Annotated in this window: 20 protein-coding genes; 14 read left to right on the forward strand and 6 right to left on the reverse strand. The window is 63.8% G+C overall.

Annotated features, from left to right (window positions below; translation table 11 throughout):
- Window positions 1-93: 93 nt before the first annotated feature.
- The 8 genes from AB6809_RS25150 (at window position 94) to AB6809_RS25185 (ending at window position 10,179) form a co-directional block, all read left to right on the forward strand.
- Window positions 94-1,485 (forward strand): amino acid permease, encoded by a 1,392-nt coding sequence (locus AB6809_RS25150; protein WP_029969492.1) that lies wholly within the window; start codon window positions 94-96, stop codon window positions 1,483-1,485.
- Between the two features lie 1,004 nt (window positions 1,486-2,489).
- On the forward strand, window positions 2,490-3,044 hold the full coding sequence (locus AB6809_RS25155; RefSeq protein ID WP_307251135.1) for a (2Fe-2S)-binding protein: 555 nt from the start codon (window positions 2,490-2,492) through the stop codon (window positions 3,042-3,044).
- A 10-nt stretch (window positions 3,045-3,054) separates the two neighbouring features.
- On the forward strand, window positions 3,055-5,442 hold the full coding sequence (locus AB6809_RS25160; protein WP_029969485.1) for a xanthine dehydrogenase family protein molybdopterin-binding subunit: 2,388 nt from the start codon (window positions 3,055-3,057) through the stop codon (window positions 5,440-5,442).
- 22 nt (window positions 5,443-5,464) lie between these two features.
- Complete coding sequence (locus tag AB6809_RS25165) at window positions 5,465-6,262, forward strand: xanthine dehydrogenase family protein subunit M (RefSeq protein ID WP_371027397.1); 798 nt, start codon at window positions 5,465-5,467, stop codon at window positions 6,260-6,262.
- 102 nt (window positions 6,263-6,364) lie between these two features.
- On the forward strand, window positions 6,365-7,252 hold the full coding sequence (locus tag AB6809_RS25170; RefSeq protein ID WP_371027399.1) for an AAA family ATPase: 888 nt from the start codon (window positions 6,365-6,367) through the stop codon (window positions 7,250-7,252).
- Between the two features lie 4 nt (window positions 7,253-7,256).
- On the forward strand, window positions 7,257-8,585 hold the full coding sequence (locus tag AB6809_RS25175) for a VWA domain-containing protein (RefSeq protein WP_171800181.1): 1,329 nt from the start codon (window positions 7,257-7,259) through the stop codon (window positions 8,583-8,585).
- The gene (locus AB6809_RS25180; RefSeq protein ID WP_029969481.1) at window positions 8,576-9,184 is read left to right on the forward strand and encodes a CoxG family protein; all 609 of its coding nucleotides are present in this window, start codon (window positions 8,576-8,578) and stop codon (window positions 9,182-9,184) included. Before AB6809_RS25175 ends, AB6809_RS25180 begins: the two co-directional genes overlap by 10 nt.
- Window positions 9,157-10,179 (forward strand): XdhC family protein, encoded by a 1,023-nt coding sequence (locus tag AB6809_RS25185; RefSeq protein WP_053857380.1) that lies wholly within the window; start codon window positions 9,157-9,159, stop codon window positions 10,177-10,179. Before AB6809_RS25180 ends, AB6809_RS25185 begins: the two co-directional genes overlap by 28 nt.
- 55 nt (window positions 10,180-10,234) lie before the next feature.
- Here the strand turns inward: AB6809_RS25185 and AB6809_RS25190 are convergent, their stop codons facing one another.
- The 3 genes from AB6809_RS25190 to AB6809_RS25200 all read right to left on the reverse strand — a co-directional run bounded on the left by AB6809_RS25190 (window position 10,235) and on the right by AB6809_RS25200 (window position 12,598).
- Entirely contained in the window at window positions 10,235-10,975 is a 741-nt protein-coding gene (locus AB6809_RS25190; RefSeq protein ID WP_371027400.1) for a PepSY-associated TM helix domain-containing protein, read from the reverse strand.
- Window positions 10,976-11,263: 288 nt separating this feature from the next.
- A complete protein-coding gene (locus AB6809_RS25195; RefSeq protein ID WP_371027401.1) occupies window positions 11,264-12,289 on the reverse strand; it encodes a serine/threonine protein kinase in 1,026 nt (341 codons plus the stop codon).
- Window positions 12,290-12,385: 96 nt separating this feature from the next.
- Complete coding sequence (locus AB6809_RS25200; protein WP_371027402.1) at window positions 12,386-12,598, reverse strand: hypothetical protein; 213 nt, start codon at window positions 12,596-12,598, stop codon at window positions 12,386-12,388.
- 485 nt (window positions 12,599-13,083) lie between these two features.
- Here AB6809_RS25200 and AB6809_RS25205 point away from each other — a divergent pair, with 485 nt between their 5' ends.
- Together AB6809_RS25205 and AB6809_RS25210 are read left to right on the forward strand one after the other, a co-directional pair.
- Window positions 13,084-14,313: an MFS transporter gene (locus AB6809_RS25205; protein WP_371027403.1), complete on the forward strand. Its 1,230-nt coding sequence runs from the start codon at window positions 13,084-13,086 to the stop codon at window positions 14,311-14,313.
- Window positions 14,314-14,638: 325 nt separating this feature from the next.
- Window positions 14,639-14,824 carry a hypothetical protein gene (locus AB6809_RS25210; RefSeq protein WP_006050504.1) on the forward strand — a complete coding sequence of 62 codons (186 nt, stop codon included), beginning with the start codon at window positions 14,639-14,641 and terminating at the stop codon, window positions 14,822-14,824.
- A gap of 78 nt (window positions 14,825-14,902) precedes the next feature.
- Here AB6809_RS25210 and mgrA read toward each other — a convergent pair whose 3' ends face one another.
- Window positions 14,903-15,946, reverse strand: a complete 1,044-nt coding sequence (gene mgrA, locus AB6809_RS25215; protein ID WP_006050505.1) for an L-glyceraldehyde 3-phosphate reductase — start codon at window positions 15,944-15,946, stop codon at window positions 14,903-14,905.
- Window positions 15,947-16,156: 210 nt separating this feature from the next.
- Between mgrA and AB6809_RS25220 the strand changes: the two genes are divergently transcribed.
- Window positions 16,157-16,363: a DUF3185 family protein gene (locus tag AB6809_RS25220; RefSeq protein ID WP_006050506.1), complete on the forward strand. Its 207-nt coding sequence runs from the start codon at window positions 16,157-16,159 to the stop codon at window positions 16,361-16,363.
- A gap of 80 nt (window positions 16,364-16,443) precedes the next feature.
- Here the strand turns inward: AB6809_RS25220 and AB6809_RS25225 are convergent, their stop codons facing one another.
- Complete coding sequence (locus tag AB6809_RS25225; RefSeq protein WP_307251106.1) at window positions 16,444-17,205, reverse strand: phytanoyl-CoA dioxygenase family protein; 762 nt, start codon at window positions 17,203-17,205, stop codon at window positions 16,444-16,446.
- 509 nt (window positions 17,206-17,714) lie between these two features.
- Between AB6809_RS25225 and AB6809_RS25230 the strand changes: the two genes are divergently transcribed.
- Complete coding sequence (locus tag AB6809_RS25230) at window positions 17,715-18,086, forward strand: hypothetical protein (RefSeq protein WP_006050508.1); 372 nt, start codon at window positions 17,715-17,717, stop codon at window positions 18,084-18,086.
- An 82-nt stretch (window positions 18,087-18,168) separates the two neighbouring features.
- On the opposite strand, the gene metK is transcribed toward AB6809_RS25230, so the two are convergent.
- Window positions 18,169-19,359 (reverse strand): methionine adenosyltransferase, encoded by a 1,191-nt coding sequence (metK, locus tag AB6809_RS25235; protein WP_006050509.1) that lies wholly within the window; start codon window positions 19,357-19,359, stop codon window positions 18,169-18,171.
- A gap of 273 nt (window positions 19,360-19,632) precedes the next feature.
- Here metK and AB6809_RS25240 point away from each other — a divergent pair, with 273 nt between their 5' ends.
- Window positions 19,633-20,517, forward strand: a complete 885-nt coding sequence (locus tag AB6809_RS25240; protein ID WP_307251101.1) for a lipid A biosynthesis lauroyl acyltransferase — start codon at window positions 19,633-19,635, stop codon at window positions 20,515-20,517.
- Between the two features lie 35 nt (window positions 20,518-20,552).
- Window positions 20,553-21,416, forward strand: coding sequence for a diaminopimelate epimerase (gene dapF / locus AB6809_RS25245; RefSeq protein WP_044021421.1), 864 nt, complete (start codon window positions 20,553-20,555; stop codon window positions 21,414-21,416).
- Window positions 21,417-21,428 lie beyond the last annotated feature (12 nt).

Genomic DNA, 21,428 nt, shown 5'->3' on the forward strand with positions numbered 1-21,428 from the left:
TCCCAAAAAGGTGCATGCGCGCGCATCCGCTAAAATCGCGGGTTTCCCGACATTCGGCGCGCGACACGCGTGCACTACTGGAGACCCCCGCCAATGTCCCTGTTCCGCAAGAAGAGCGTCGAGCACATGCTCGCGACGAGCGCCCAGAACGCCGGCCTCAAGAAAGCGCTCGGTGCGCTAGACCTGACGTTTCTCGGCGTCGGCGCCATTATCGGCACCGGCATTTTCGTGCTGACCGGCACGGGCGCCGTGCAAGCCGGCCCGGCGCTGATGATCTCGTTCCTGATTGCGGCCGTCGCGTGCGGTTTCGCGGCGCTCGCCTACGCCGAATTTGCATCGACGATTCCGGTCGCGGGCTCCATCTACACGTATTCGTACGCGACGCTCGGCGAACTGGCCGCGTGGATCATCGGCTGGGATCTGATGCTCGAATATGGGCTCGCGACGTCCGCGGTTTCGGTGGGCTGGTCCGGTTATCTGCAATCGCTGCTGTCCGGTTTCGGCGTGTCGTTGCCGGTCGCGCTGACGGCGGCGCCGGGCGCGTTGCCCGGTCATGAAACGCTCTTCAATCTGCCCGCGTTCCTCGTGATGATGGCGATCACCGCGCTGCTGTCGGTCGGCGTGCGCGAGTCGGCGCGGATCAACAACGTGATGGTCGCGATCAAGGTGACCGTGGTGCTGCTCGTGATCGCGGTCGGCGTGTTTCATGTGACGCCGGCGAACTGGCACCCGTTCATGCCGAACGGCTGGAACGGCGTGTTCGGCGCGGCCGCGGTGATGTTCTTCGCGTTCATCGGCTTCGACTCGGTATCGTCCGCCGCCGAAGAGGTGAAAAACCCGAAGCGCGACTTGCCGATCGGCATCATCGCGTCGCTTGGCGTGTGCGCGGTGTTGTATGTCGCGGTGGCCGCTGTGGTGACCGGCATCGTGCCGTCGGCGCAGTTCGCGAACGTGTCGCATCCGGTGTCGTATGCGTTGCAGGTTGCGGGTCAGCCGTGGGTGGCGGGCTTCATCGATCTGGGCGCGGTGCTCGGCATGCTGACCGTGATCCTCGTGATGGCTTACGGACAGACGCGCGTGATTTTCGCGATGTCACGCGATGGTTTGTTGCCTGCACGGCTTTCGCGTGTGCATCCGCGGTTTGCGACGCCGTTCTTCACGACGTGGCTCGTCGGCATTTTCTTCGGGCTCATCGGGGCGCTCGTGCCGTTGAATGTGCTGGCGGAGCTGATCAACATCGGCACGTTGGCGGCGTTTTCGATGGTGTCGATCGCGGTGCTGGTTTTGCGTAGGACGCATCCGGAGTTGCCGCGCGCGTTCCGGTGTCCTGGTGTGCCGGTGGTGCCGGTGCTTGCTGTCGCTTCGTGTCTGTTTTTGATGGTGAATTTGCAGGCTATTACCTGGGTGGCTTTTTTGGTTTGGTTGGTGGTGGGGATGGGGATTTATTTTGGGTATTCGAGGAGGCGGTCGCATTTGGCCCGATGAGGGCAGGGGTTTTTGTTGTTGTTGTTGTTGTTAGTAACCCCCTTGGCCTTTCCTTGATTTCGCTGTGGTCTATTTCGCGTTGCCCCTGTGCGGGGCGGCACTCACTTTCTTTGCCGCCGCAAAGAAAGTAAGCAAAGAAAGCGGGCTCATACCGCCAGCTTTTAGATGGCTCCTCCGGTTCGGAGTGGGCAGTGGTGCGCCTTACATCCGTGTCCTCGCGCATTCGACGTTAGTGACAAGGCAGTCATTCTTCCGGCGACGCTTCGCGCGCCGCAGCGGTCGTTCCCAAAACCATCGCGCGTTCGGCCGTGTCGCGGGCCGCGAGTCGTCGCGAGGGTTCTGCGGTTCCCCGCGCCGCGAACCGTCGCTGCGCTTCGCGCTCTTCTGGCTCCGCCGCCGCGTTCTTCAAAAGCGCGAGCGGAACGCACGCATTTAGATTCCCGCCAAGCAAAGTGATCGCCCCGCCGGCGCCTCGCCGAGGCGAAGCCGATGGCTCCCACCGCGAAAAAACGCAAGCGAGCGGTGTAAGCGAACCCTTCCGGCGAGCACGCAGTGCGAGGCGGGAAGCATGACTGCCTTGTCACGAGCGCGGAGTGTGCGAGGGCACGGATGTAAGACGCGCCACTGCCCGCTCCGAACCACGGAACCCACCTACAAGCTGGCGGTGTAAGCCCGCTTTCTTTGCTTACTTTCTTTGCGGCGGCAAAGAAAGTGAGTGCCGCCCCGCACAGGGGCAACGCGAAATAGACCACCGCGAAATCAAGGAAAGGCCAACCGAAGCCAAGGCCAACCCAAACAGACCAAAGCAAAACCAGGAAAAGGCCAACAGGGTAAAAAAGAGCGCCACAGGCAAAACAACCCCCATAGCGCCCCCGCCCAATTTGTGCTTTACTTTTCGGCAGACTCATAAAAAACCGCAGCACCCTAATCGGACCTCGCGAACGAGCAGCAGGCTGAAGGCAGAACAAAAGCGGTCCGGTTTCCCCCCATCAGGAGACGACTTCATGGCGATCAGCATTAGTCTGACGGTGAACGGTGCGCCCATCAGCGCTTCAGTCGAGCCCGGCACCCTGCTTGTTCAGTTCCTTCGCGATCAACTCCGGCTCACCGGCACGCACGTCGGCTGCGATACGGCCCAGTGCGGCGCGTGCACCGTCCACCTCGACGGCCGCGCGATCAAATCGTGCAACATCCTCGCGGCACAGGCGGACGGCGCGCGCATCACCACCATCGAAGGTCTCGCCAAAGACGGCGCGCTGCATCCGATGCAGGCCGCCTTCAAACACTGCCACGGCCTGCAATGCGGCTTCTGCACGCCCGGCATGGTGATGAGCGCAATCTCGCTCGTCGAACGTCAGCCCAATCTCACCGGCGACGACGTCCGCGCGCAACTCGACGGCAATCTGTGCCGCTGCACCGGCTATCACAACATCGTGAAGGCCGTGCTCGAAGGCGCCGAAGGCATGAAGTCCTCGGGCGCGGCTAACGCGGACGCAAACGCGACTGCAAACGCCAATGCAAACGCGAACGCAAGCGCCACCGCGCAAGCCACCGCCTGAGGAGCCGACGATGAACGCACCCGACACTCACAACCTGATCGGCGCTTCCGTCGAACGTAAGGAAGACTATCGATTCCTGACGGGCAACGGCCAGTACACCGACGACATCCTGCTGCCGCAGCAAACCTACGCGGTATTTCTGCGCTCGCCGTATGCGCACGCGCGGATCAACAGCATCGACACGACCGCGGCCAGGCAGTCGCCGGGCGTCGTCGCGATCTTCACCGGCAAGGACATGGCCGCGGAAAACGTCGGCGGCCTGCCGTGCGGCTGGCTGATCCACAGCACCGACGGCAAGCCGATGAACGAGCCGCCGCATCCGGTCATCGCGCATACGAAAGTGCGCCACGTCGGCGATCAGGTCGCGCTCGTCATCGCCGATTCGATCAAGGCCGCGAAAGACGCCGCCGAACTGATCGAAGTCGATTACGACGTGCTGCCCGCCGTGGTCGACACCGCGCACGCAGCCGACGCCGGTCAGCCGGCCGTTCACGATGAAGTGCCGGACAACGTCTGCTACAACTGGGGCCACGGCGACAAAGCCGCGACCGACGCCGCGTTCGCCAAAGCCGCGCACGTCACCACGCTCGACATCGTCAATAACCGCCTCGTGCCGAACGCGATCGAACCGCGCGCGGTCAACGCGAACTACTCGCCGCAGGACGACAGCTACACGCTCTACGTCGCGAATCAGAATCCGCACGTCGAGCGCCTGCTAATGGCCGCTTTCGTGCTGTCGCTGCCGGAGTCGAAGTTGCGCGTGATTGCGCCGGACGTCGGCGGCGGCTTCGGTTCGAAGATTTTTCTTTACGCCGAAGACGTCGCGCTAACCTGGGCGTCGAAGAAAATTCGCCGTCCGGTGAAGTGGACCGCCGAGCGCTCGGAGGCTTTTCTCTCGGACGCACATGGCCGCGATCACGTAACGAAAGCCGAACTCGCGCTCGACGCCAACGGCAAGTTCCTCGCGATGCGCATTCACACCATCGCGAACATGGGCGCGTATCTGTCGACGTTCGCCTCGAGCGTGCCGACCATCTTGTACGCGACGCTGCTCGCCGGCCAGTACGCGACGCCCGCCATTTACGCCGAGGTGAAGGCGGTCTTCACCAACACCGTTCCCGTCGATGCTTATCGCGGCGCGGGTCGTCCCGAAGCAACCTACGTGGTCGAGCGTCTCGTCGAAACAGCCGCGCGCGAGATGAAGATCGACCCGGCCGAGATTCGCCGCCTCAACTTCATCCGCGAATTTCCGTACGCGACGCCGGTCGGCCTCACGTACGACACGGGCGACTATGAAACGATCCTCGCGCGCTCGCTCGAACTCGCCGATGTCAAAGGCTTCGAAGCGCGCCGCCAGCAATCGGAGAAGAACGGCAAGCGGCGCGGTCTCGGTTACTCCTGCTATATCGAGGCGTGCGGTCTCGCGCCGTCGAACATTGCGGGCGCGTTGGGCGCACGCGCGGGCCTCTTCGAAGTCGGACAGATTCGCGTGCATCCAACGGGTTCGGTCACCGTGTTCACCGGCTCGCACAGTCACGGCCAGGGGCACGAAACGACCTTCGCGCAAGTCGTCGCGGACCGGCTCGGCATTCCGCTCGACAGTGTCGAGATCGTGCACGGCGACACCGGGCGCATTCCCTTCGGCATGGGTACGTACGGCTCGCGCTCGATCGCAGTCGGCGGCTCGGCGATCATGAAAGCGCTCGACAAGATCGAAACGAAGGCGAAGAAAATCGCCGCGCATCTGCTCGAAGCCGCGGCGGAAGACATCGAGTTCAAGAACGGCGTGTTCCGCGTTGCGGGCACCGATCGAACCAAGGCATTCGCCGAGATTTCACTCGCCGCGTATGTGCCGCACAACTATCCGCTCGAAGTGCTCGAACCGGGCCTCGAGGAAAGCGCGTTCTACGATCCGAGCAACTTCACGTATCCGTCGGGCGCGTATATCTGCGAGATCGAAGTCGATCCGGACACGGGCGTGTGCGAGATCCAGCAGTTCACGGCCGTCGACGACTTCGGCAACGTAATCAATCCGATGATCGTCGAAGGCCAGGTGCATGGCGGCCTCGCGCAAGGCATCGGACAGGCGATGCTGGAGCGCTGCGTGTACGACAACGAAAGCGGTCAGTTGCTATCCGGCTCATACATGGACTACGCGATGCCGCACGCGTCGGACTTGCCCGACTTCACCGTCGAAACCGCGAAAGGCACGCCGTGCACGCACAATCCGCTCGGCGTCAAAGGTTGCGGCGAAGCGGGCGCGATCGGCTCGCCGCCGGCGGTGATCAACGCGATCATCGACGCGCTCGCGCCACTCGGCGTGACCGATCTGCAAATGCCGGCCACGCCGCATCGCGTGTGGTCGGCGATTCACGCGGCAAACGTGGCAGCCCATTGAGATCCTGAGCGGAGCATTCGACATGTATTCATTCGAGTATCAACGCGCGACGGACCCGCAAGCGGCCGCCGCGGCCATCGCCGCCGACAGCGACGCGAAATTTCTCGCCGGCGGACAGAGCCTGTTGCCGACCATGCGGCTGCGTCTCGCGCAGCCGTCGCAGTTGATCGACGTGACGCGCATTCCCGCGCTAAAGTCGATTACCGTCGACGCCAACACGGTGAAGATCGGCGCGGCCGTCTGTCACGCGGATGTCGCGGAACACGCGGAACTGCGGCGCGTGTTGCCGGCGCTCGCGGAACTGGCCGCGCATATCGGCGACCGGCAGGTGCGCGCGCTCGGCACGCTCGGCGGGTCGCTCGCCAACAACGATCCGGCCGCCTGTTATCCGGCAGCGGCGATGGGTCTGGACGCCACCATCGTCACGCAGCGGCGGCGCATTGCATCGAGCGAATTTTTTGTGGGCATGTATGAGACCGCGCTGGAACCGGACGAGCTAATCGTCGCCGTCGAATTTCCGGTGCCCGAGCGCGCGGCTTATGAAAAGTTTCGCAACCCCGCGTCGCATTTCGCGCTCGTCGGCGTGTTCGTCGCGAAGTTCGCAAGCGGCGTGCGCGTCTCGGTGACGGGCGCGGCGGCTTCGGTGTTTCGCGTGCCCGAACTGGAAAGCGCGTTGTCGGCAAATTTCACGCCCGAGGCCGCGCGTGCCGTCAGCCTTTCCGCCGCGAATCTGAACGACGACATGCACGCGAGCGCCGAGTATCGCGCGCATCTGATTCCGGTACTCGCCGCGCGAGCGGTGGCGAAGGCGAATAGTTAGCGATCCTTTGCATGTCCGGCCGGCCTTGAGATGTTGAACGACACGCTCAGGTCGGCCGCATTCGCTCACCCGCGTCGCTGACCGCGCAGATTCAGGAACGCCATGCACCCCGCTTCGATCGACGACGCCCTCGCGCAACTCGCCGCGCAAAACTATTTCGCGAGCCGCGAACTGGCGACGGCGTTGTACCTTGCGTTGCGCATGGAGCGTCCGTTGTTCGTCGAAGGCGAGCCGGGCGTCGGCAAGACCGAACTCGCCAAAGCAGCGGCGGGCATGCTCGGCACGTCGATGCTGCGGCTTCAATGCTACGAAGGACTCGATACCGCGAGCGCGCTGTATGAGTGGGACTATCCGCGGCAGATCATGGCGCTGCGTCTCGCCGAAGCCGCCGGCGAGCGCCCCGATAACGACACGCTGTATCGCGGCGAATTTCTGCTGAAGCGCCCGCTGTTGCAAGCGCTGATGCCCGATGAAAACCATCCGGGCGCGCGGCGCGTGCTGCTGATCGACGAAATCGATCGCGCCGACGAACCGTTCGAAGCGTTTCTGCTCGAGCTGCTGTCCGACTTCCAGGTGTCGATCCCCGAGTACGGCACCGTGCGCGCGGCCGTGCCGCCGCTCGTCGTGATGACGTCGAACCGTACGCGCGAAGTGCACGACGCGCTGAAGCGCCGCTGTCTCTATCAGTGGATCGGTTATCCCGAGCGTGATCGCGAGCTTGAGATCGTGGCGGCGCGCGCGAGCGCGACGTCGGCGGAATTGCAGCGGCGCGCAGTCGATTTCGTGCACCGGCTGCGCGGCATGGATCTGTTCAAGGCGCCGGGCATCGCCGAAACGATCGACTGGTGCCGCGCGCTCGAAGCGCTTTCGGTGACGGAACTCGATCCGCAATCGGTGCAGAACACCCTTGGCGTGCTGCTGAAGTATCAGGACGACCTCGCGCGCGTCGACGCCGAGCAGATCGCGCAGTGTCTCGCCGCGCCGGGATAGCGGCATGACGACGCCAACTCGCGTTGACAGCATGGGCGACGGCGACGGCGATACCGCGCGCGTTCAACGCATGACGGACGCCATGAACTCAGCCCCCACCGCATCGCTAACCAACGACACGCCCACGCTTGCCCGCAACGTCGTGCATTTCGTGCGCGTGTTGCGCGGCGCCGGTTTGCCGATGTCGCCCGCGCATGCCGTCGACGCGCTCGCCGCTCTGCATTGGATCGACCTCGGCCGCCGCGACGACGTACGCGCCGCGCTCGCCGCGACGCTCGTCTCCGCGCCCGACGAACGCGATCTGTTCAACGCCGCCTTCGAACTCTTCTGGCGCGATCCCGATTGGGAAGGCAAATTGCGCGCGCTGCTGTTGCCGAAAGTCCGCGACGGCCTGCCGCCGCCCAAACGCAACAACCGTCTCGCCGACGCGCTCGCGGTCCGCGCGCCGCCCTCGCCGAATACGCACAAGCCGCAGGAAACCGAGCAGCACGAACTGCGCGCGCACGCGACGTTCAGCGCCGAAGAGCGGCTGCGTCATCGCGACTTCGACACCCTTTCCGCCGATGAATGGCGCACGCTGCGTCACCTGATTCGCGCTCAGCGCCTGCCGCTTGCAAAAGAACCGACGCGGCGCCTGAAGGCCGCCTCGCACGGCACACACGCGGACTTGCGCGCGAGCGCGCGCCAGGCTGTGCGCGCGGGCGGCGATTGGACCGTGTGGAAGTATCGTGCGGTGGTCGAGCGCAAACCGCCGCTCGTACTGCTGCTCGACATCTCCGGCTCGATGAGCAGTTACTCGCGCGCGGTGCTGTATTTCTGCCATGCGCTCGTGCAATCGCGTGAACGCTTGCAGGTGTTCCTGTTCGGCACGCGGCTCACGAACGCGACGCGCGCGCTGCGCGAGCGCGATCCCGACGTGGCCATTGCGGCGCTGACCGAGCAGGTTGTCGACTGGTCGGGCGGCACGCGCATCGGCGCGGCGCTCGCCGAATTCAATCGACGCTGGGCGCGGCGCGTGCTCGCCGGGCGCGCGAGCGTGCTGCTCGTGACCGATGGACTCGATCACGAAGCCATCGACGTGCTCGACACCGAAATGGCGCGCTTGCGCCGCTTCGCGCATCGCATCGTATGGCTCAATCCGCTGCTGCGTTACAGCGGCTTTTCTCCGAAGGCGCGCGGCGTGCTGGCGATCCTGCCGTATGTCGACGCCCATCGCCCCGTTCATAATCTCGAGAGCCTGGCCGCGTTCGGCCACGACTTCGCGCAACTCACGCGCGCGCCGCGTCCGCGCGTTCTTGCCACGCCAACCGCAGGAGCAAGTTCATGGAACTGACCGAAACTCATACGCTGCCGGTTTCGCAGCAGCGCACGTGGGACGCGCTCAACGACACCGAGGTTTTGCGCGCGTGCATTCCTGGCTGCGAAAGCATCGACCCGGACGGCGAAAATGCGTATCTCGTCGCGCTGAGCGCGGCGGTCGGGCCGGTTAAAGCACGCTTCAAAGGACGCATGCAGCTCACCGACATCGACGCGCCAACTTCATACAACATCGTGTTCGAAGGCCAGGGCGGCGCGGCCGGCTTCGCGAAGGGCAACGCGCGCGTCGTGCTCGAAGCCGACGGCGACGCCGCGACCAAGCTCAGCTACACGGCGAGCGCGCAGGTCGGCGGCAAGCTTGCGCAGATAGGCTCGCGGCTCGTCGACGGCGCGGCGCGCAAGATCGCCGGCGAATTCTTCAAGCGCTTTAGCGCCCAGGTCGGCGGAGACAATACGAATGCCGCCGAAGCCGACGACGCCGGCAATGTTCCGGACGCTGCAGCCGCCGACGCGGCGGGGCACAATACTGCATCGACCGACGCCGAGGAAGGCGAGTCCGGTGGCGATGCAACGAAGAGGAAGAAATCATGGACAGCGTGGATCTCGAAGTCCTGAAGTCCAGCGCACGTTGGCTGGAGGAAGGACATCGCGCGCTACTGGTGACAGTGGTCAAGACGTGGGGCTCGTCGCCGCGGCCCGAGGGCGCGATGCTCGTGGTGCGCGACGACGGACTCGTGGTGGGCTCGGTATCGGGCGGCTGTATCGAAGACGATCTGATCGATCGCGTGCGGCAAAGGGGCATCGAACAGACGCATCCCGAGGCGGTGAAATACGGCATCACGGCCGAAGAAGCGCATCGCTTCGGGTTGCCTTGCGGCGGCACGATTCAACTGGTGCTCGAACCGTTGACGCCGCAAAGCGGCATCGCCGAACTCTGTCATGCGGTGGAAGAAGGACGGCTTGTCGCGCGCGAGCTCGACATGGCGAGCGGCAAGGCGCAGCTCGGCAAGGCGCTCGCGACCGACGGCGTGCACTTCGACGGCGAGCGTCTTCTGACGATTCACGGCCCGCGTTACCGGATGCTCGTGATCGGCGCGGGACAGTTGTCGCGCTATCTGTGCAACATTGCCGTGGGGCTCGATTATCAGGTGACGGTCTGCGATCCGCGCGAAGAGTACACGGAAGAGTGGAGCATTCCCGGCACGAAGATCGTGCGGACCATGCCCGACGACACCGTGCTCGACATGAAGCTCGACGAACGCTGCGCGGTGATTGCGCTCACGCACGACCCGAAGCTCGACGACCTCGCATTGATGGAAGCGCTCAAGACGCCGGCGTTCTATGTCGGCGCATTGGGTTCGCGGCGCAATAACCAGGCGCGGCGCGAACGGCTGAAGGAATTCGATCTCAGCGAGACCGAGTTGGCCCGTTTGCATGGACCGGTTGGCATTTATATCGGCAGCCGGACGCCGCCTGAAATTGCGGTGTCGATTCTCGCCGAAGTGACTGCGGCCAAAAACGGCGTTTCGCTGCCGACACTGCTTCAGGTGGAGGGCGCAAAGGCCGCGCGGGAAATCGCGGCGTCGGGCGGAGCGGCCTGCAGCGCGTAGGCTAGTGTCGGGTGCTGGGTCGCGCGCTGCGAGCGTCGGGCGCGCGTCGGCATGCTTACACCAAGCCGCACACCACGGCGGCGATGATCGATCCGCCCACCAGCACCACGCCCACCACGCGTCGTTTGTTCAACTCGGTCCACAACAGCACGCCCGTCAGCGAAAGCAGGATCAGCGAGCCGGCAATCGTGTCGACCAGCAGCATCCAGCCGATGCTCAGGCCCACGCCTTTGTGCAGGTTCGTCATCGTCGCGAGAAAGGTGTTTTGCGTGCGCTTCACGGCGACGAAGCCATTGCCGACCCAGTATTCGGCCTGCACGTTCTGCGTCGGCGCGGCGAATGCCACCTGCCAGAATTCCGGCTGAATCGTGCTCTGATCGCCCCACGCGACCGGATGCGCCGGTTCGCGTTTCATCCTGCCCGGCTTGCCGTCTATTTTCAGCTCGCCCTTGAGCCACTTCGCCATGTCCATCGGCGAATGGAATGGCTTGTCGGGCACGGCCATCTGCAATTCCTCGACCTGCGGCTGCCCGGTCGACACCTTCATCGGACCCGCGCGATGGTTCAGCAGAAAGCCGGTCGCGCCGAACAGCAGTCCGAGCACGGCGCCCCACAGGCCGACCCATCCATGCACCTTGCGCAGCCACTTGATAAAGTTCGCGCGCCGCCAACGCTGACGCCGCGCCGCCTGCTCGGCGCCGTCCATCAGATGACGGCCCGGCGGCTCGTCATGCGCGACGTAGCGCGTGGCGCCGTCGGCTGCGGGTTTCATATCGATCGAATCAGGCGCGTTCACATCCATGCTCCGGTGCAGCAGGTTAAGCCGCCGCCGGGGCGCCCGCATGCAATACGCGCGCTCGCAAACCGGCAGCGAAGGAATTCGAAAAAGGAGAAAGCGGACGGCTCCGGCTTGGCAGCCGCCCCATTGAGAGGCTGGCTGGCAGTCACAGAGGAGGAGAAATGTGACAGGAAGCTGGCGACGCCCTTCAATTGAGAATGGCTATCATTACACAATTGATGCGTTTGCTCAATCGCGGCGTGCCGGGAATGTGGCGTCGGCGCTTCGGTTCACGCGTTCACACGTTCACACGGGCCAGAGCGGCCCTTCCTGCATCGCGCCGAGCTGCTCGCGCATTTCGAGGATACGGTCTTCCCAATACCGTTGAGTGTTGAACCAGGGGAACGCGGCCGGAAACGCGGGATCGTCCCAGCGTCGCGCGAGCCATGCCTGGTAGTGGATGAGCCGCAGCGTGCGCAGCGCTTCGATCAGATGCAGTTCGCGCGGTTCGAAGTCGCAGAAGTCTTCGTAGCCGGCGAGTAGGTCGGTGAGTGCGCGCGACGCCTCGGCGCGTTCGCCCGGCAGCAGCAGCCACAAGTCCTGCACGGCCGGACCCATGCGGCTGTCGTCGAAGTCGACGAAATGCGGGCCCGCGTCGGTCCACAACACGTTGCTCGGATGGCAGTCGCCGTGCATTCGCAACATGCGAATATCGCCCGCGCGCTGGAAGGCGCGCTCGACGCCTTCCAGCGCGAGATTGATGACGGTTTCCCACGCGCCGCGCACGTCGTCGGGAAGAAAGCGGTGCGCGAGCAGAAAGTCGCGCGGCTCATAGCCGAAAGTCTGGATGTCGAGCGCGGGACGCTCCGTGTAGTTTTGCGTCTGCCCGACCGCATGAATCCGCCCGATAAAACGCCCGAGCCACTCGAGCGTATCGCGACGGTCGAGATCGGGCGCGCGTCCGCCGCGGCGCTCGAAAATCGAAAAGCGGAAGCCGTCGAAGGTATGCAGCGTGCCGCCCTCGAACGTGCGCGCAGGCACGGCGGGAATTTCGCGCGCGGCAAGTTCGGCGACGAACGCATGTTCTTCGAGAATGGCGGCGTCGCTCCAGCGCTCCGGTCGATAAAACTTCGCGACCACGGGCGGCCCGTCTTCGACGCCCACCTGATACACGCGGTTCTCGTAGCTGTTAAGCGGCAGCATGCGCCCGTCGGTGCGAACGCCGACGGAGCCGAGCACGCTGTCGAGCGCGTCGAGTACGACTTCCGGCTGAAGCCGGGCGAAAGGCACAGCGCGCGCTGCGCCGTCCTGTGGATCGAGAATGTCGTTCATGCCCGCATTGTGCGCCGCGCCGCCGTCAAAGACGAGTGGCCCGGTTCGCGGCGCGCGTCTGCGAGATAGCGGCAGACGCGCGAAACCGCAACCGCTTCAATGCATCTGCGCGCTTGGCGGACGCACGAGTTCGCCGGTGTCGATAAGGTCTTCGAGGAAAAAGGGTTCGGTGTTCAGTTGCGGCGAAGCGCCGGGCTCGCCGGCGTACCACGCCACCATGGCCATGTCGCCGAGAATGCGCATGACGATTCCGCGCGCGCCTTGCGGCACGGCGATATGCACCGATCGGACAATGGAACCGATTTGCATGATGTTTCCCCGTTCTCCCATAGCCGGCTTTCTGGATTCATGCCGGTCAAGGTGATGATAAAAGCGCCGCTTCGCCGGTAACGTTGCGTACGCACCCAAACTGCTGCGCGTGAATACGCGTGAGAGCATCTCGTCATTGTTCCCGTTTTGCGGGGCCCTTGAAAGCCGGAACTCGGCGCGCTTCACCCGTCGTTTCGCTGGATTCGTTGCGACGCGCGCATCGCAACGAGACCATCATAAACCCTGCTGGGCGCGGAGATCAAAAACGCGGAGCGTCGGCGCAACGCGCGCAGCGCTCGCACACCAGGGCGCGATTTTCAGCGTATCCTTAACTGCTTTGCATGCGCGGCGTGCCGCGAATAGCGGCGGTGATCGTGGCAATGGACATGACCATGACCATGACCGGCTGATGCTTTAGAACGCTTCGATCATGCGGCCGTTTGCACTTCCGCCATTTCCGCATTTCGTCTTTCTTCGTCTTTGCCGTGCCCAACGCCTCTCACGCCTCTCACGCCTCCCACCTCTCTTACCTCGAACGCGGCACTCGTGCCTATTGGCGCGCCAGCATCGCCTTGCTGTTTGCCGGCTATGCCACGTTTTCGTTGCTGTATTGCGTGCAGCCGCTGCTGCCGTCGTTTTCGTCGACATTCAACGTGACGCCTGCGCAAAGCAGCCTCACCGTTTCACTGTCGACGGCCGCGCTCGCCGTCTCCATCTTCACCGCGGGCTTTGTCTCCGAAGGCTGGAGCCGTCACAAGCTGATGACGATGTCGCTGACGGCTTCCGCGTTGCTGACCATCGGCGTGTCGATTGCGCCGCAGTGGCATCAGTTGCTCGTGCTGCGCGCGCTCGAAGGACTCGCGCTCGGCGGCGTGCCGGCCGTGGCGATGGCCTATCTCGCGGAAGAAGTTCACCCCGACGGTCTGGGCCTCGCGATGGGGCTGTATGTCGGCGGCACCGCGATCGGCGGAATGGCGGGGCGCGTGATTACCGGCGTGGTCGCGGATCTGTTTTCGTGGCGCGTCGCGATCGGCACGATCGGCGTGCTAGGCATTCTGTCGATGCTCGCGTTTCGCGCGCTGCTGCCGCCGTCGCGTCACTTCGTGCCGCGGCGCGGGCTCGGCTTCACGCATCATCGCAGCGCGCTGCTTCGGCAATTCACGCGGCCGGGCTTGCCGTTGCTGTTTCTGCTCGGCTTCGTGCTGATGGGCAGTTTCGTCACGCTGTACAACTACATCGGCTACCGGCTGCTCGCGCCGCCGTATCGCCTGAGTCAAACGGAGATCGGCGCGATCTTCGTCGTCTATCTGACGGGCGTCATCGCGTCGCCCTGGTCGGGGCGCATGGCCGATACGTTCGGGCGCGCCCGCGTGCTAAGCGCGAGTCTTCTGCTGATGGGCGTGGGGCTCGCGCTCACGATGCTGAGCGCGCTTGCGGCGATTGTCGGCGGCATTGCATGCGTGACGTTCGGCTTCTTCGCGGGACATGCTGTCGCGAGCGGCTGGGTCGGGCGTCTCGCGAAAGAAGCCAAGGGCCAGGCGGCCGCGCTTTATCTGCTCGCGTATTACATCGGCTCGAGCGTGATCGGCTCATATGGCGGCCACATGTGGGCCGGCTATGGATGGAGCGGCGTTGCCGGACTCGTTGCCGCGCTGCTCGTGATCGGTCTGCTCGCGGCGTTCAGATTGCAGCGGCTCGACTCGGCTCACGGTTGAGTCGAACACGACTCGATCGCGACTTGGCCGCGACGCGCTCGCCGACCGCGCCGACGATTCACCTCGCATCGAAAATCGATAAAAAGTAAGGGGTGCGTAAGCAAACGCTTCACTTTTTGCGGCGTATTTTGCTGCGCCGCCACAAGCGCCGCGAGCCTTGCAGGCGTTGGCTTCTGCGGCCTGCGAATAAGCGTCGCGAAGCTCGTGGACGCGGCTACGCCGCTTCAGGCGTCATCTATACTCAAATCGAGCGTTGGCACTGCACGGCTCTTGAACAGAGCCGCTGTTTGGCGGCCACACGCGGCCAATACAACAGGAGACGAGTATGACGACCTACTTCACGATTGGCGACTTCATCCTGGTCATTCCGATGGCGCTTGCCGGGGCATTGTTCGTAGGCGCGCTGCCTTGCAAGACGGAGTTGCGGCACAACGCGCTGCGCGTGCTGGGCGCGCTGCTCGGCGTCGTCTTCGCAGTCGTGCTGGTCGAAGGCTTGCCCGCGCTCGTCTAGCGAAAAAAAGCCGCCTGTGCGGCGGCTTTCTGTTCATCTGTTGATCTGTTCGTTTGCAAGGCGACAGCGTCGCCGGAATCAGATCGCCTGATCCGTCGACGGTTTCTCCCACAGATTGACGCCGCCTTCAGTCGCGTAACGATCGATCTCCGCGAGCTCCTCCTTCGAGAACGCGAGGTTCTTCAACGCGCCGACGTTTTCGCGCACCTGCTCCGCGCGGCTCGCGCCGATCAGCACGGAAGTCACGCGCGGATCGCGCAGCGCCCAGGCAAGCGCCATTTGCGCGAGGCTTTGTCCGCGACGCTGCGCGATGTCGTTCAGCTTGCGCACGTGCTCGATGTTCTGCTCGCTCAAATGTTCCTGCTTCAGTGATCCGCCGCCCGGCTTGTTGACGCGCGCGTCTTGCGGCACGCCGTTCAGATACTTGCCGGTCAAGAGGCCCTGCGCCAGCGGCGTGAACGCAATCGTGCCCGCGCCGACCTGTTCGAGCGTGTCGAGCAACTCACGTTCGATCCAGCGATTCAGCATGTTGTACGCAGGCTGATGAATCAGCAACGGCACCTTGTATTCGGCGAGCAGCTTCGCCATTTCGAGCGTCTTGCTTGCCGAGTACGACGAAATGCCGATGTACAGCGCCTTGCCCTGCTGCACGGCGCTCGCCAATGCGCCCGCGGTTTCCTCGAGCGGCGTGTTCGCGTCGAAGCGATGCGAATAGAAAATGTCGACGTAGTCGAGGCCCATGCGCTTGAGACTCTGATCGAGACTCGCGAGCACATACTTGCGCGATCCGCCGCCTTGTCCGTACGGACCCGGCCACATGTCCCAACCCGCCTTCGACGAAATCAGCAGTTCGTCGCGATACGGCTTGAAGTCGTCCTTGAAATGACGGCCGAAGTTCGTCTCCGCGCTGCCGTACGGCGGCCCATAGTTGTTGGCGAGATCGAAATGCGTGATGCCGAGGTCGAAGGCGGTACGCAGAATTTCGCGCTGCGTCGAGAGCGGCGTGGTGTCGCCGAAGTTGTGCCACAAGCCGAGCGACAGCGCGGGAAGTTTGAGACCCGTCTTGCCGCACACGCGGTACTGCATGTCCGAATAGCGTTCTGAAGCTGCTTCGTAAGCCATTGCTAGTGTCCTTGATGATGATGTCGCCCGGTGATCTCGGGCATGGGCAAGCGCATGCTGCGGGAGGCGTGCTGCTGCAATTTGTTTGTATAGGCGGCAAGTTCGCTATGGTAGCCAATCGACGCGATGCGTGCAGACGCCCGCCATGCACGATGGACGAGTGCTTGCAGGTCCCCTACACTTTCGCCGACCAGGCTTAGGGAGCATTCAATGGCGAAGGCAATTTCGATTGCGCTGATTGTCGGCGGCGTATTGCTGCTGTACTTCGGCGGACAGGCATTCAATTCGGTGAGCAGCGACGTCTCGCGCGTCTTTACGGGTTCGCCGACGAACAAGGCAATCATGCTGATTGTCGGCGGCGTCGTGGCGACGCTCGCGGGAATTACGGGCATGGCTTTGTCGGGACGCAAGCGTTAGCCGGCTAAGCGGCGGCGCCAGGGTTGCACGCCCTCGCGCGTGCGTTTGGCGCCGTCAAAAAGCGCTAGCGAATCGTCGGATCAGAAAGCGATTTCAGGCTTCGCGGCCGACCGCGTGCCGGGCAACGGCACATTGCTCGCGCCGTGATACGTGTAGACGAGCGAGAACTTCACTTGGTTGCTCAAGTTCTTGCCCGCCGAGTGCAGCGTATTGCAGTGGAAGAACACCACGTCGCCGGCTTTCAGTTCGGGCGAAACGGCCGCGCGAATCCACGCCTGGTTTTCCTCCAGATCGGAGCGGAAGAACTTGGCTTCGTCGAAACGATCGCCGGTGAATGGCGCGCTGTGCGAGCCGGGCACGAGCCATAGCGCGCCGTTGTCGACGGTTTCGTCGCCCAACGCAAGCCACACCGAAACGAGATCGTCGCGTTCGAACGACCAGTAACGCACGTCGCGATGCCAGCCGGTCAGGCTGCCGTACGCCGGGTGCTTGGTCATCATGCAGTTGTGATGCGCGCGCGACAGGCGCGGCTCCTCGCCGAAATACAACTCCATCCAGCCGCGAATCTCGGGCGCGGTCGCCCATTGCGCGAAACTGGGATCGCGGCCATAGGCGTCGAGCAAACGGCGCACGGTATGACCGCCGGGCGCCAGTTTCGACGACGGCGCGCCGGGATATTGCAGATCCGCTTCGAACTCGATCGGCGCGGCGGCTTCTTCAAGTTGACGTTGCGCGATCTGCTTCATCTGGTCGCAACGCTCGGCCGACACGAGACCCGGCACGACGACAAAACCCTGCTCGCGCAACGTGTGAATCTGCTCTTTCTTCGAATGGAGTGACATGGTGATCCGTGACCGTCGACTAACCGATCTTCGATTGTAAAACGGGCGCGATCATACCGCGTGCTGTTTCACCGTCGCGCGTCGACATGAAGTCGATGCAGGTCCGCAATGCCGCGCACTATTTGCAGGCGGCGCGCGGCTTGCCGACGCACGCGGGCTGTGCGGGCACGCACGGTAACGTGCACGGTGGGCCTCTGCAAACACCGCCTGCGCCTAGCCTTTGCCGCGCTGCGAACTACGTATGAACCCTCATCCGCAGGGTAAAAACCGACTTTCAGACGTCATGAATCACGTGTAGCCTGCACGCATGTTGATCGCTATTCCCGTCTGTTTTCGCGTCCCACGGGCCATGAAGCCCAAGGCGCCGTTCTCCGCGCAGTTCCCCGCCGCGCAGTTTTCCACCGGATTCCGGTCTCCCGAACCATCTATCGCGAGACCGCCATTGGCACGCTTGGTGCTGCTATTGGGCGCACATTTCGTCGCGCGACACGCTGCCTACTTGTGAAGCCATGCATACTCTTCTGAGCACACGTTTTACCCGAGCCGCCCTCAAAGCCGCCCGTCCGGCGCGCCGCCATGTCGTGCGCGCGCTGCGTCATCACGCCACGCGCACACGCGCATTGGGCGAACAATGGCGCGACACGAAGGCCGTCGACGGCATTCGCACCTGGTTCAACACATTCTTCTCGGCCTTGCGCACGCGGGGCGGCTCGCGCCGCTTCTCACTGCGCACGCTGCTGCGCAAGCCGACGCCGCTGCGCCTGACCGCAGCGCAGCGCGCGCCGGTTGCCGTGCCGTCGCAAAGCACGAGTCGCCGTCCGCGTCGTATGTCGACGAACGGCAGCACGGGCTGGTTCGCGTTCGCTTTCGCGAGCCGCTAGGAGCCGCTGCAAGCGCCAAATAAAAAACCCTGCGCGGCGCAAGCCGGCAGGGTTTTTCGCATTCAGACGCCTGAATCTAGCGCTAGTCCGCCAGCGCAGCGACCGGCTCAGTGCCGGCGGCCTCCGCGAGGGCGAGCGCCTTGTCCGTGGCTTCCCACGTGAATTCCGGCTCTTCGCGGCCGAAGTGGCCATAAGCCGCGCTCTTCTCGTAGACCGGACGCAGCAGGTCGAGCATCTGAATGATGCCCTTCGGACGCAGATCGAAATGCTCCTGCACGAGGCGCGTGATCGTCGCGTCCGACACGCGGCCGGTGCCGAACGTGTTGACCATGACCGACGTGGGCTGCGCGACGCCGATCGCGTACGACACCTGGATCAGGCAGCGCGACGCGAGGCCCGCGGCCACGATGTTCTTCGCGACATAGCGGCCGGCGTAAGCGGCCGAACGGTCGACCTTCGACGGGTCTTTGCCCGAGAACGCGCCGCCGCCGTGCGGAGCCGCGCCGCCGTACGTATCGACGATGATCTTGCGGCCCGTCAGACCGCAGTCGCCTTGCGGACCGCCGATCACGAACCGGCCCGTCGGGTTCACGAGGAACTTGATGTCGCCCTTGATGAGCTCAGCCGGCAGCGTAGGCTTGATCACCTCTTCGATCACGGCTTCGCGCAGCGTATCCAGATCGATGTCCGGCGAATGCTGCGTGGAGAGCACGACGGTGTCGATGGAATGCGGCTTGCCGTCCACATACCGCACGGTGACCTGCGACTTCGCATCCGGGCGCAGCCAGGGCAGGCGGCCGTCACGGCGCAGATTCGCCTGACGCTCGACCAGACGATGCGACAGGTGGATCGGCAACGGCATCAGCTCAGGCGTTTCTTCGCATGCGTAGCCGAACATCAGGCCCTGGTCGCCGGCGCCCTGGTCGAGGTTGTTGTCGTGCGCGCGGTCCACGCCCTGAGCGATGTCCGGCGACTGCTTGTCGTACGCGACGAGCACCGCGCAACCGCGATAGTCGATACCGTAGTCGGTGTTGTCGTAACCGATGCGCTTGATCGTGTTGCGCGCGATCTGGATGTAGTCGACGTTGGCAGTGGTGGTGATTTCACCCGCGAGCACGACGAGACCCGTGTTGCACAGCGTTTCCGCTGCAACACGCGAGTACTTGTCCTGCGCCAGGATGGCGTCGAGAATCGCGTCCGAAATCTGGTCCGCGACCTTGTCGGGATGGCCTTCTGAAACGGATTCGGAGGTGAAGAGATAGTCGTTTGCCACGTTGCAGACTCCTGTTATGTGGTTACGGTTAATGTTCACGTAGCCAGCTTCGGGAGCCTGAAGCGGCGACGCTTTAGCGGATTACCTGACTGGCAGGCGCTTATCACATGGATCGCGCCGCCTGGCTTCGCCCCGCAAGTTGTCTATTAACTCGGCGAAGCCCTTATTATAGCGACTTCCGATGATTGTCACAGAGTGTCTACGAGTGCGGTATTACGTCAACTTCTCCGCTTTCCTTAAATGCATCACGCCGAGCGCCTTCCAGGAGGTCACATGCTGAGCCGCCTTGGTCCCCGGCTCGCGATCGGCCTTCTCAAACTCTTTGCACTATTGCCGTATGGTTTCATCGCCCGCCTCGGCGACGGACTCGGCTGGCTGCTCTATCAGATTCCGAGCCGCCGCAAGCGCATCGTCCACATCAATCTGAAACTGTGCTTTCCGGAGTGGAACGAGGAGCGCCGCGAAGAAGTCGCGCAGAAGCATTTCCGTCACGCGATCCGCAGTTACCTCGAACGCAGCGTCCAATGGTTCGGCTCCGCGAAGAAGCTCGAAAAGCTGGTTCAGGTCGACAGCGCAATCGATCTGACCGATCCGAACCTGCCGCCCACGCTGTTCCTCGGCTTTCATTTCGTCGGCATCGAGGCGGGCTCGATCTTCCTCAATTACTCGCTCAAACGTCAGTGCGGCTCGCTGTATCAGCCGATGTCGAACCCAGAACTCGAGGAGGTCGCCAAGGCCGCGCGCGCCCGCTTCGGCGCGGACATGGCAAGCCGCGCCGACAGCGCGCGCATCGTGCTGCGCTGGCTGCGCGAGCGCAAGCCGGTGATGCTCGGCGCCGACATGGACTACGGCGCGCGCAATTCGACTTTCGTGCCGTTCTTCGGCGTGCCGACCTGCACGCTGACCGCCGTCGGCCGCCTCGCGAAAGTCGGTCACGCGCAGGTCGTGCCGTTCATCGGCGAAGTGCTGCCGAACTACAAGGGTTATCGGCTGAGGGTGTTCAAGCCGTGGGACAACTACCCGACCGGCGACGACGACGCGGACGCGCGGCGCATGAACGCGTTCCTCGAAGAACAGATTCCGTCGATGCCCGAGCAGTACTACTGGGTGCACAAGCGTTTCAAGACGCGGCCGCCCGGTGTGCCGAGCGTGTATTGAGGGCGCTCGAGGGGCGCGTCACTTACAATAGCGTGATGAAACTGAAATTCACCAAGATGCACGGCGCGGGTAACGACTTCGTCGTGCTCGACGGCTACACGCAAGCGCTCAACCTGACGCCGGAGCAGGTGCGCGCGCTCGCCGACCGCCATTTCGGCGTCGGCGCCGACCAGTTGCTGCTGGTCGAAAAGCCTACCGTGGATGGCGTCGATTTCAGGTATCGCATCTTCAATTGCGACGGCGGCGAAGTCGAGCATTGCGGCAACGGCGCGCGCTGCTTCGTGAAGTTCGTGCGCGACAGCGGGCTGACCGATCAGCGCAGCGTGCGCGTGCAAGTGCAGAACGGCACCATCACGCTGACCATGCAGGAAAACGGCGAGGTGCTCGTCGACATGGGCTCGCCCGTGTTCGAACCGGAACGTGTGCCTTTCGCCACCAAAGGTCTCCAGGGACGTCGCGAAGGCGCGGATACGCTCTGGCCGCTCGACGTGAACGGCACGACGCGCTGGATTTCGGTCGTGTCGATGGGCAATCCGCACGCGGTGCAAGTGGTGGACGACGTCGAGGCGTTTCCGGTGCTCGTCGAAGGTCCGGTGATCGAGCGGCACGCGCGCTTTCCGCAAAAGGTGAACGCGGGCTTCATGCAGATCGTCGGCCGCAGCGAAATCAAACTGCGCGTCTATGAGCGCGGCGCCGGCGAAACGCTGGCGTGCGGCACGGGCGCGTGCGCGGCGGTGGCCGCGGGCATTCGGCGCGGACTACTCGACGCGCCGGTGCTCGTTCACACGCACGGCGGCAAGCTCACCATTTCGTGGGACAGTAACAAGGAAAGCGAACCGCTGCTGATGGCGGGTCCGGCCACCACCGTTTTCCAGGGCGAGATCGAACTGGCCGACTGAACGTGTCGCCTT

This window comes from Paraburkholderia sp. RCC_158 (assembly GCF_041355255.1).
GTDB lineage: Bacteria > Pseudomonadota > Gammaproteobacteria > Burkholderiales > Burkholderiaceae > Paraburkholderia > Paraburkholderia graminis.

Coding starts and splice junctions, on each gene's coding strand:
- dapF (WP_044021421.1), top strand. CDS start 20,553: ATGAAACTGAAATTCACCAAGATGCACGGCGCGGGTAACGACTTCGTC.
- AB6809_RS25220 (WP_006050506.1), top strand. CDS start 16,157: ATGGCGAAGGCAATTTCGATTGCGCTGATTGTCGGCGGCGTATTGCTG.
- AB6809_RS25185 (WP_053857380.1), top strand. CDS start 9,157: ATGGACAGCGTGGATCTCGAAGTCCTGAAGTCCAGCGCACGTTGGCTG.
- AB6809_RS25170 (WP_371027399.1), top strand. CDS start 6,365: ATGCACCCCGCTTCGATCGACGACGCCCTCGCGCAACTCGCCGCGCAA.
- AB6809_RS25165 (WP_371027397.1), top strand. CDS start 5,465: ATGTATTCATTCGAGTATCAACGCGCGACGGACCCGCAAGCGGCCGCC.
- AB6809_RS25210 (WP_006050504.1), top strand. CDS start 14,639: ATGACGACCTACTTCACGATTGGCGACTTCATCCTGGTCATTCCGATG.
- mgrA (WP_006050505.1), bottom strand. CDS start 15,946: ATGGCTTACGAAGCAGCTTCAGAACGCTATTCGGACATGCAGTACCGC.
- AB6809_RS25150 (WP_029969492.1), top strand. CDS start 94: ATGTCCCTGTTCCGCAAGAAGAGCGTCGAGCACATGCTCGCGACGAGC.
- AB6809_RS25195 (WP_371027401.1), bottom strand. CDS start 12,289: ATGAACGACATTCTCGATCCACAGGACGGCGCAGCGCGCGCTGTGCCT.
- AB6809_RS25230 (WP_006050508.1), top strand. CDS start 17,715: ATGCATACTCTTCTGAGCACACGTTTTACCCGAGCCGCCCTCAAAGCC.
- AB6809_RS25175 (WP_171800181.1), top strand. CDS start 7,257: ATGACGACGCCAACTCGCGTTGACAGCATGGGCGACGGCGACGGCGAT.
- AB6809_RS25155 (WP_307251135.1), top strand. CDS start 2,490: ATGGCGATCAGCATTAGTCTGACGGTGAACGGTGCGCCCATCAGCGCT.
- AB6809_RS25180 (WP_029969481.1), top strand. CDS start 8,576: ATGGAACTGACCGAAACTCATACGCTGCCGGTTTCGCAGCAGCGCACG.
- AB6809_RS25225 (WP_307251106.1), bottom strand. CDS start 17,205: ATGTCACTCCATTCGAAGAAAGAGCAGATTCACACGTTGCGCGAGCAG.
- AB6809_RS25160 (WP_029969485.1), top strand. CDS start 3,055: ATGAACGCACCCGACACTCACAACCTGATCGGCGCTTCCGTCGAACGT.
- AB6809_RS25200 (WP_371027402.1), bottom strand. CDS start 12,598: ATGCAAATCGGTTCCATTGTCCGATCGGTGCATATCGCCGTGCCGCAA.
- AB6809_RS25240 (WP_307251101.1), top strand. CDS start 19,633: ATGCTGAGCCGCCTTGGTCCCCGGCTCGCGATCGGCCTTCTCAAACTC.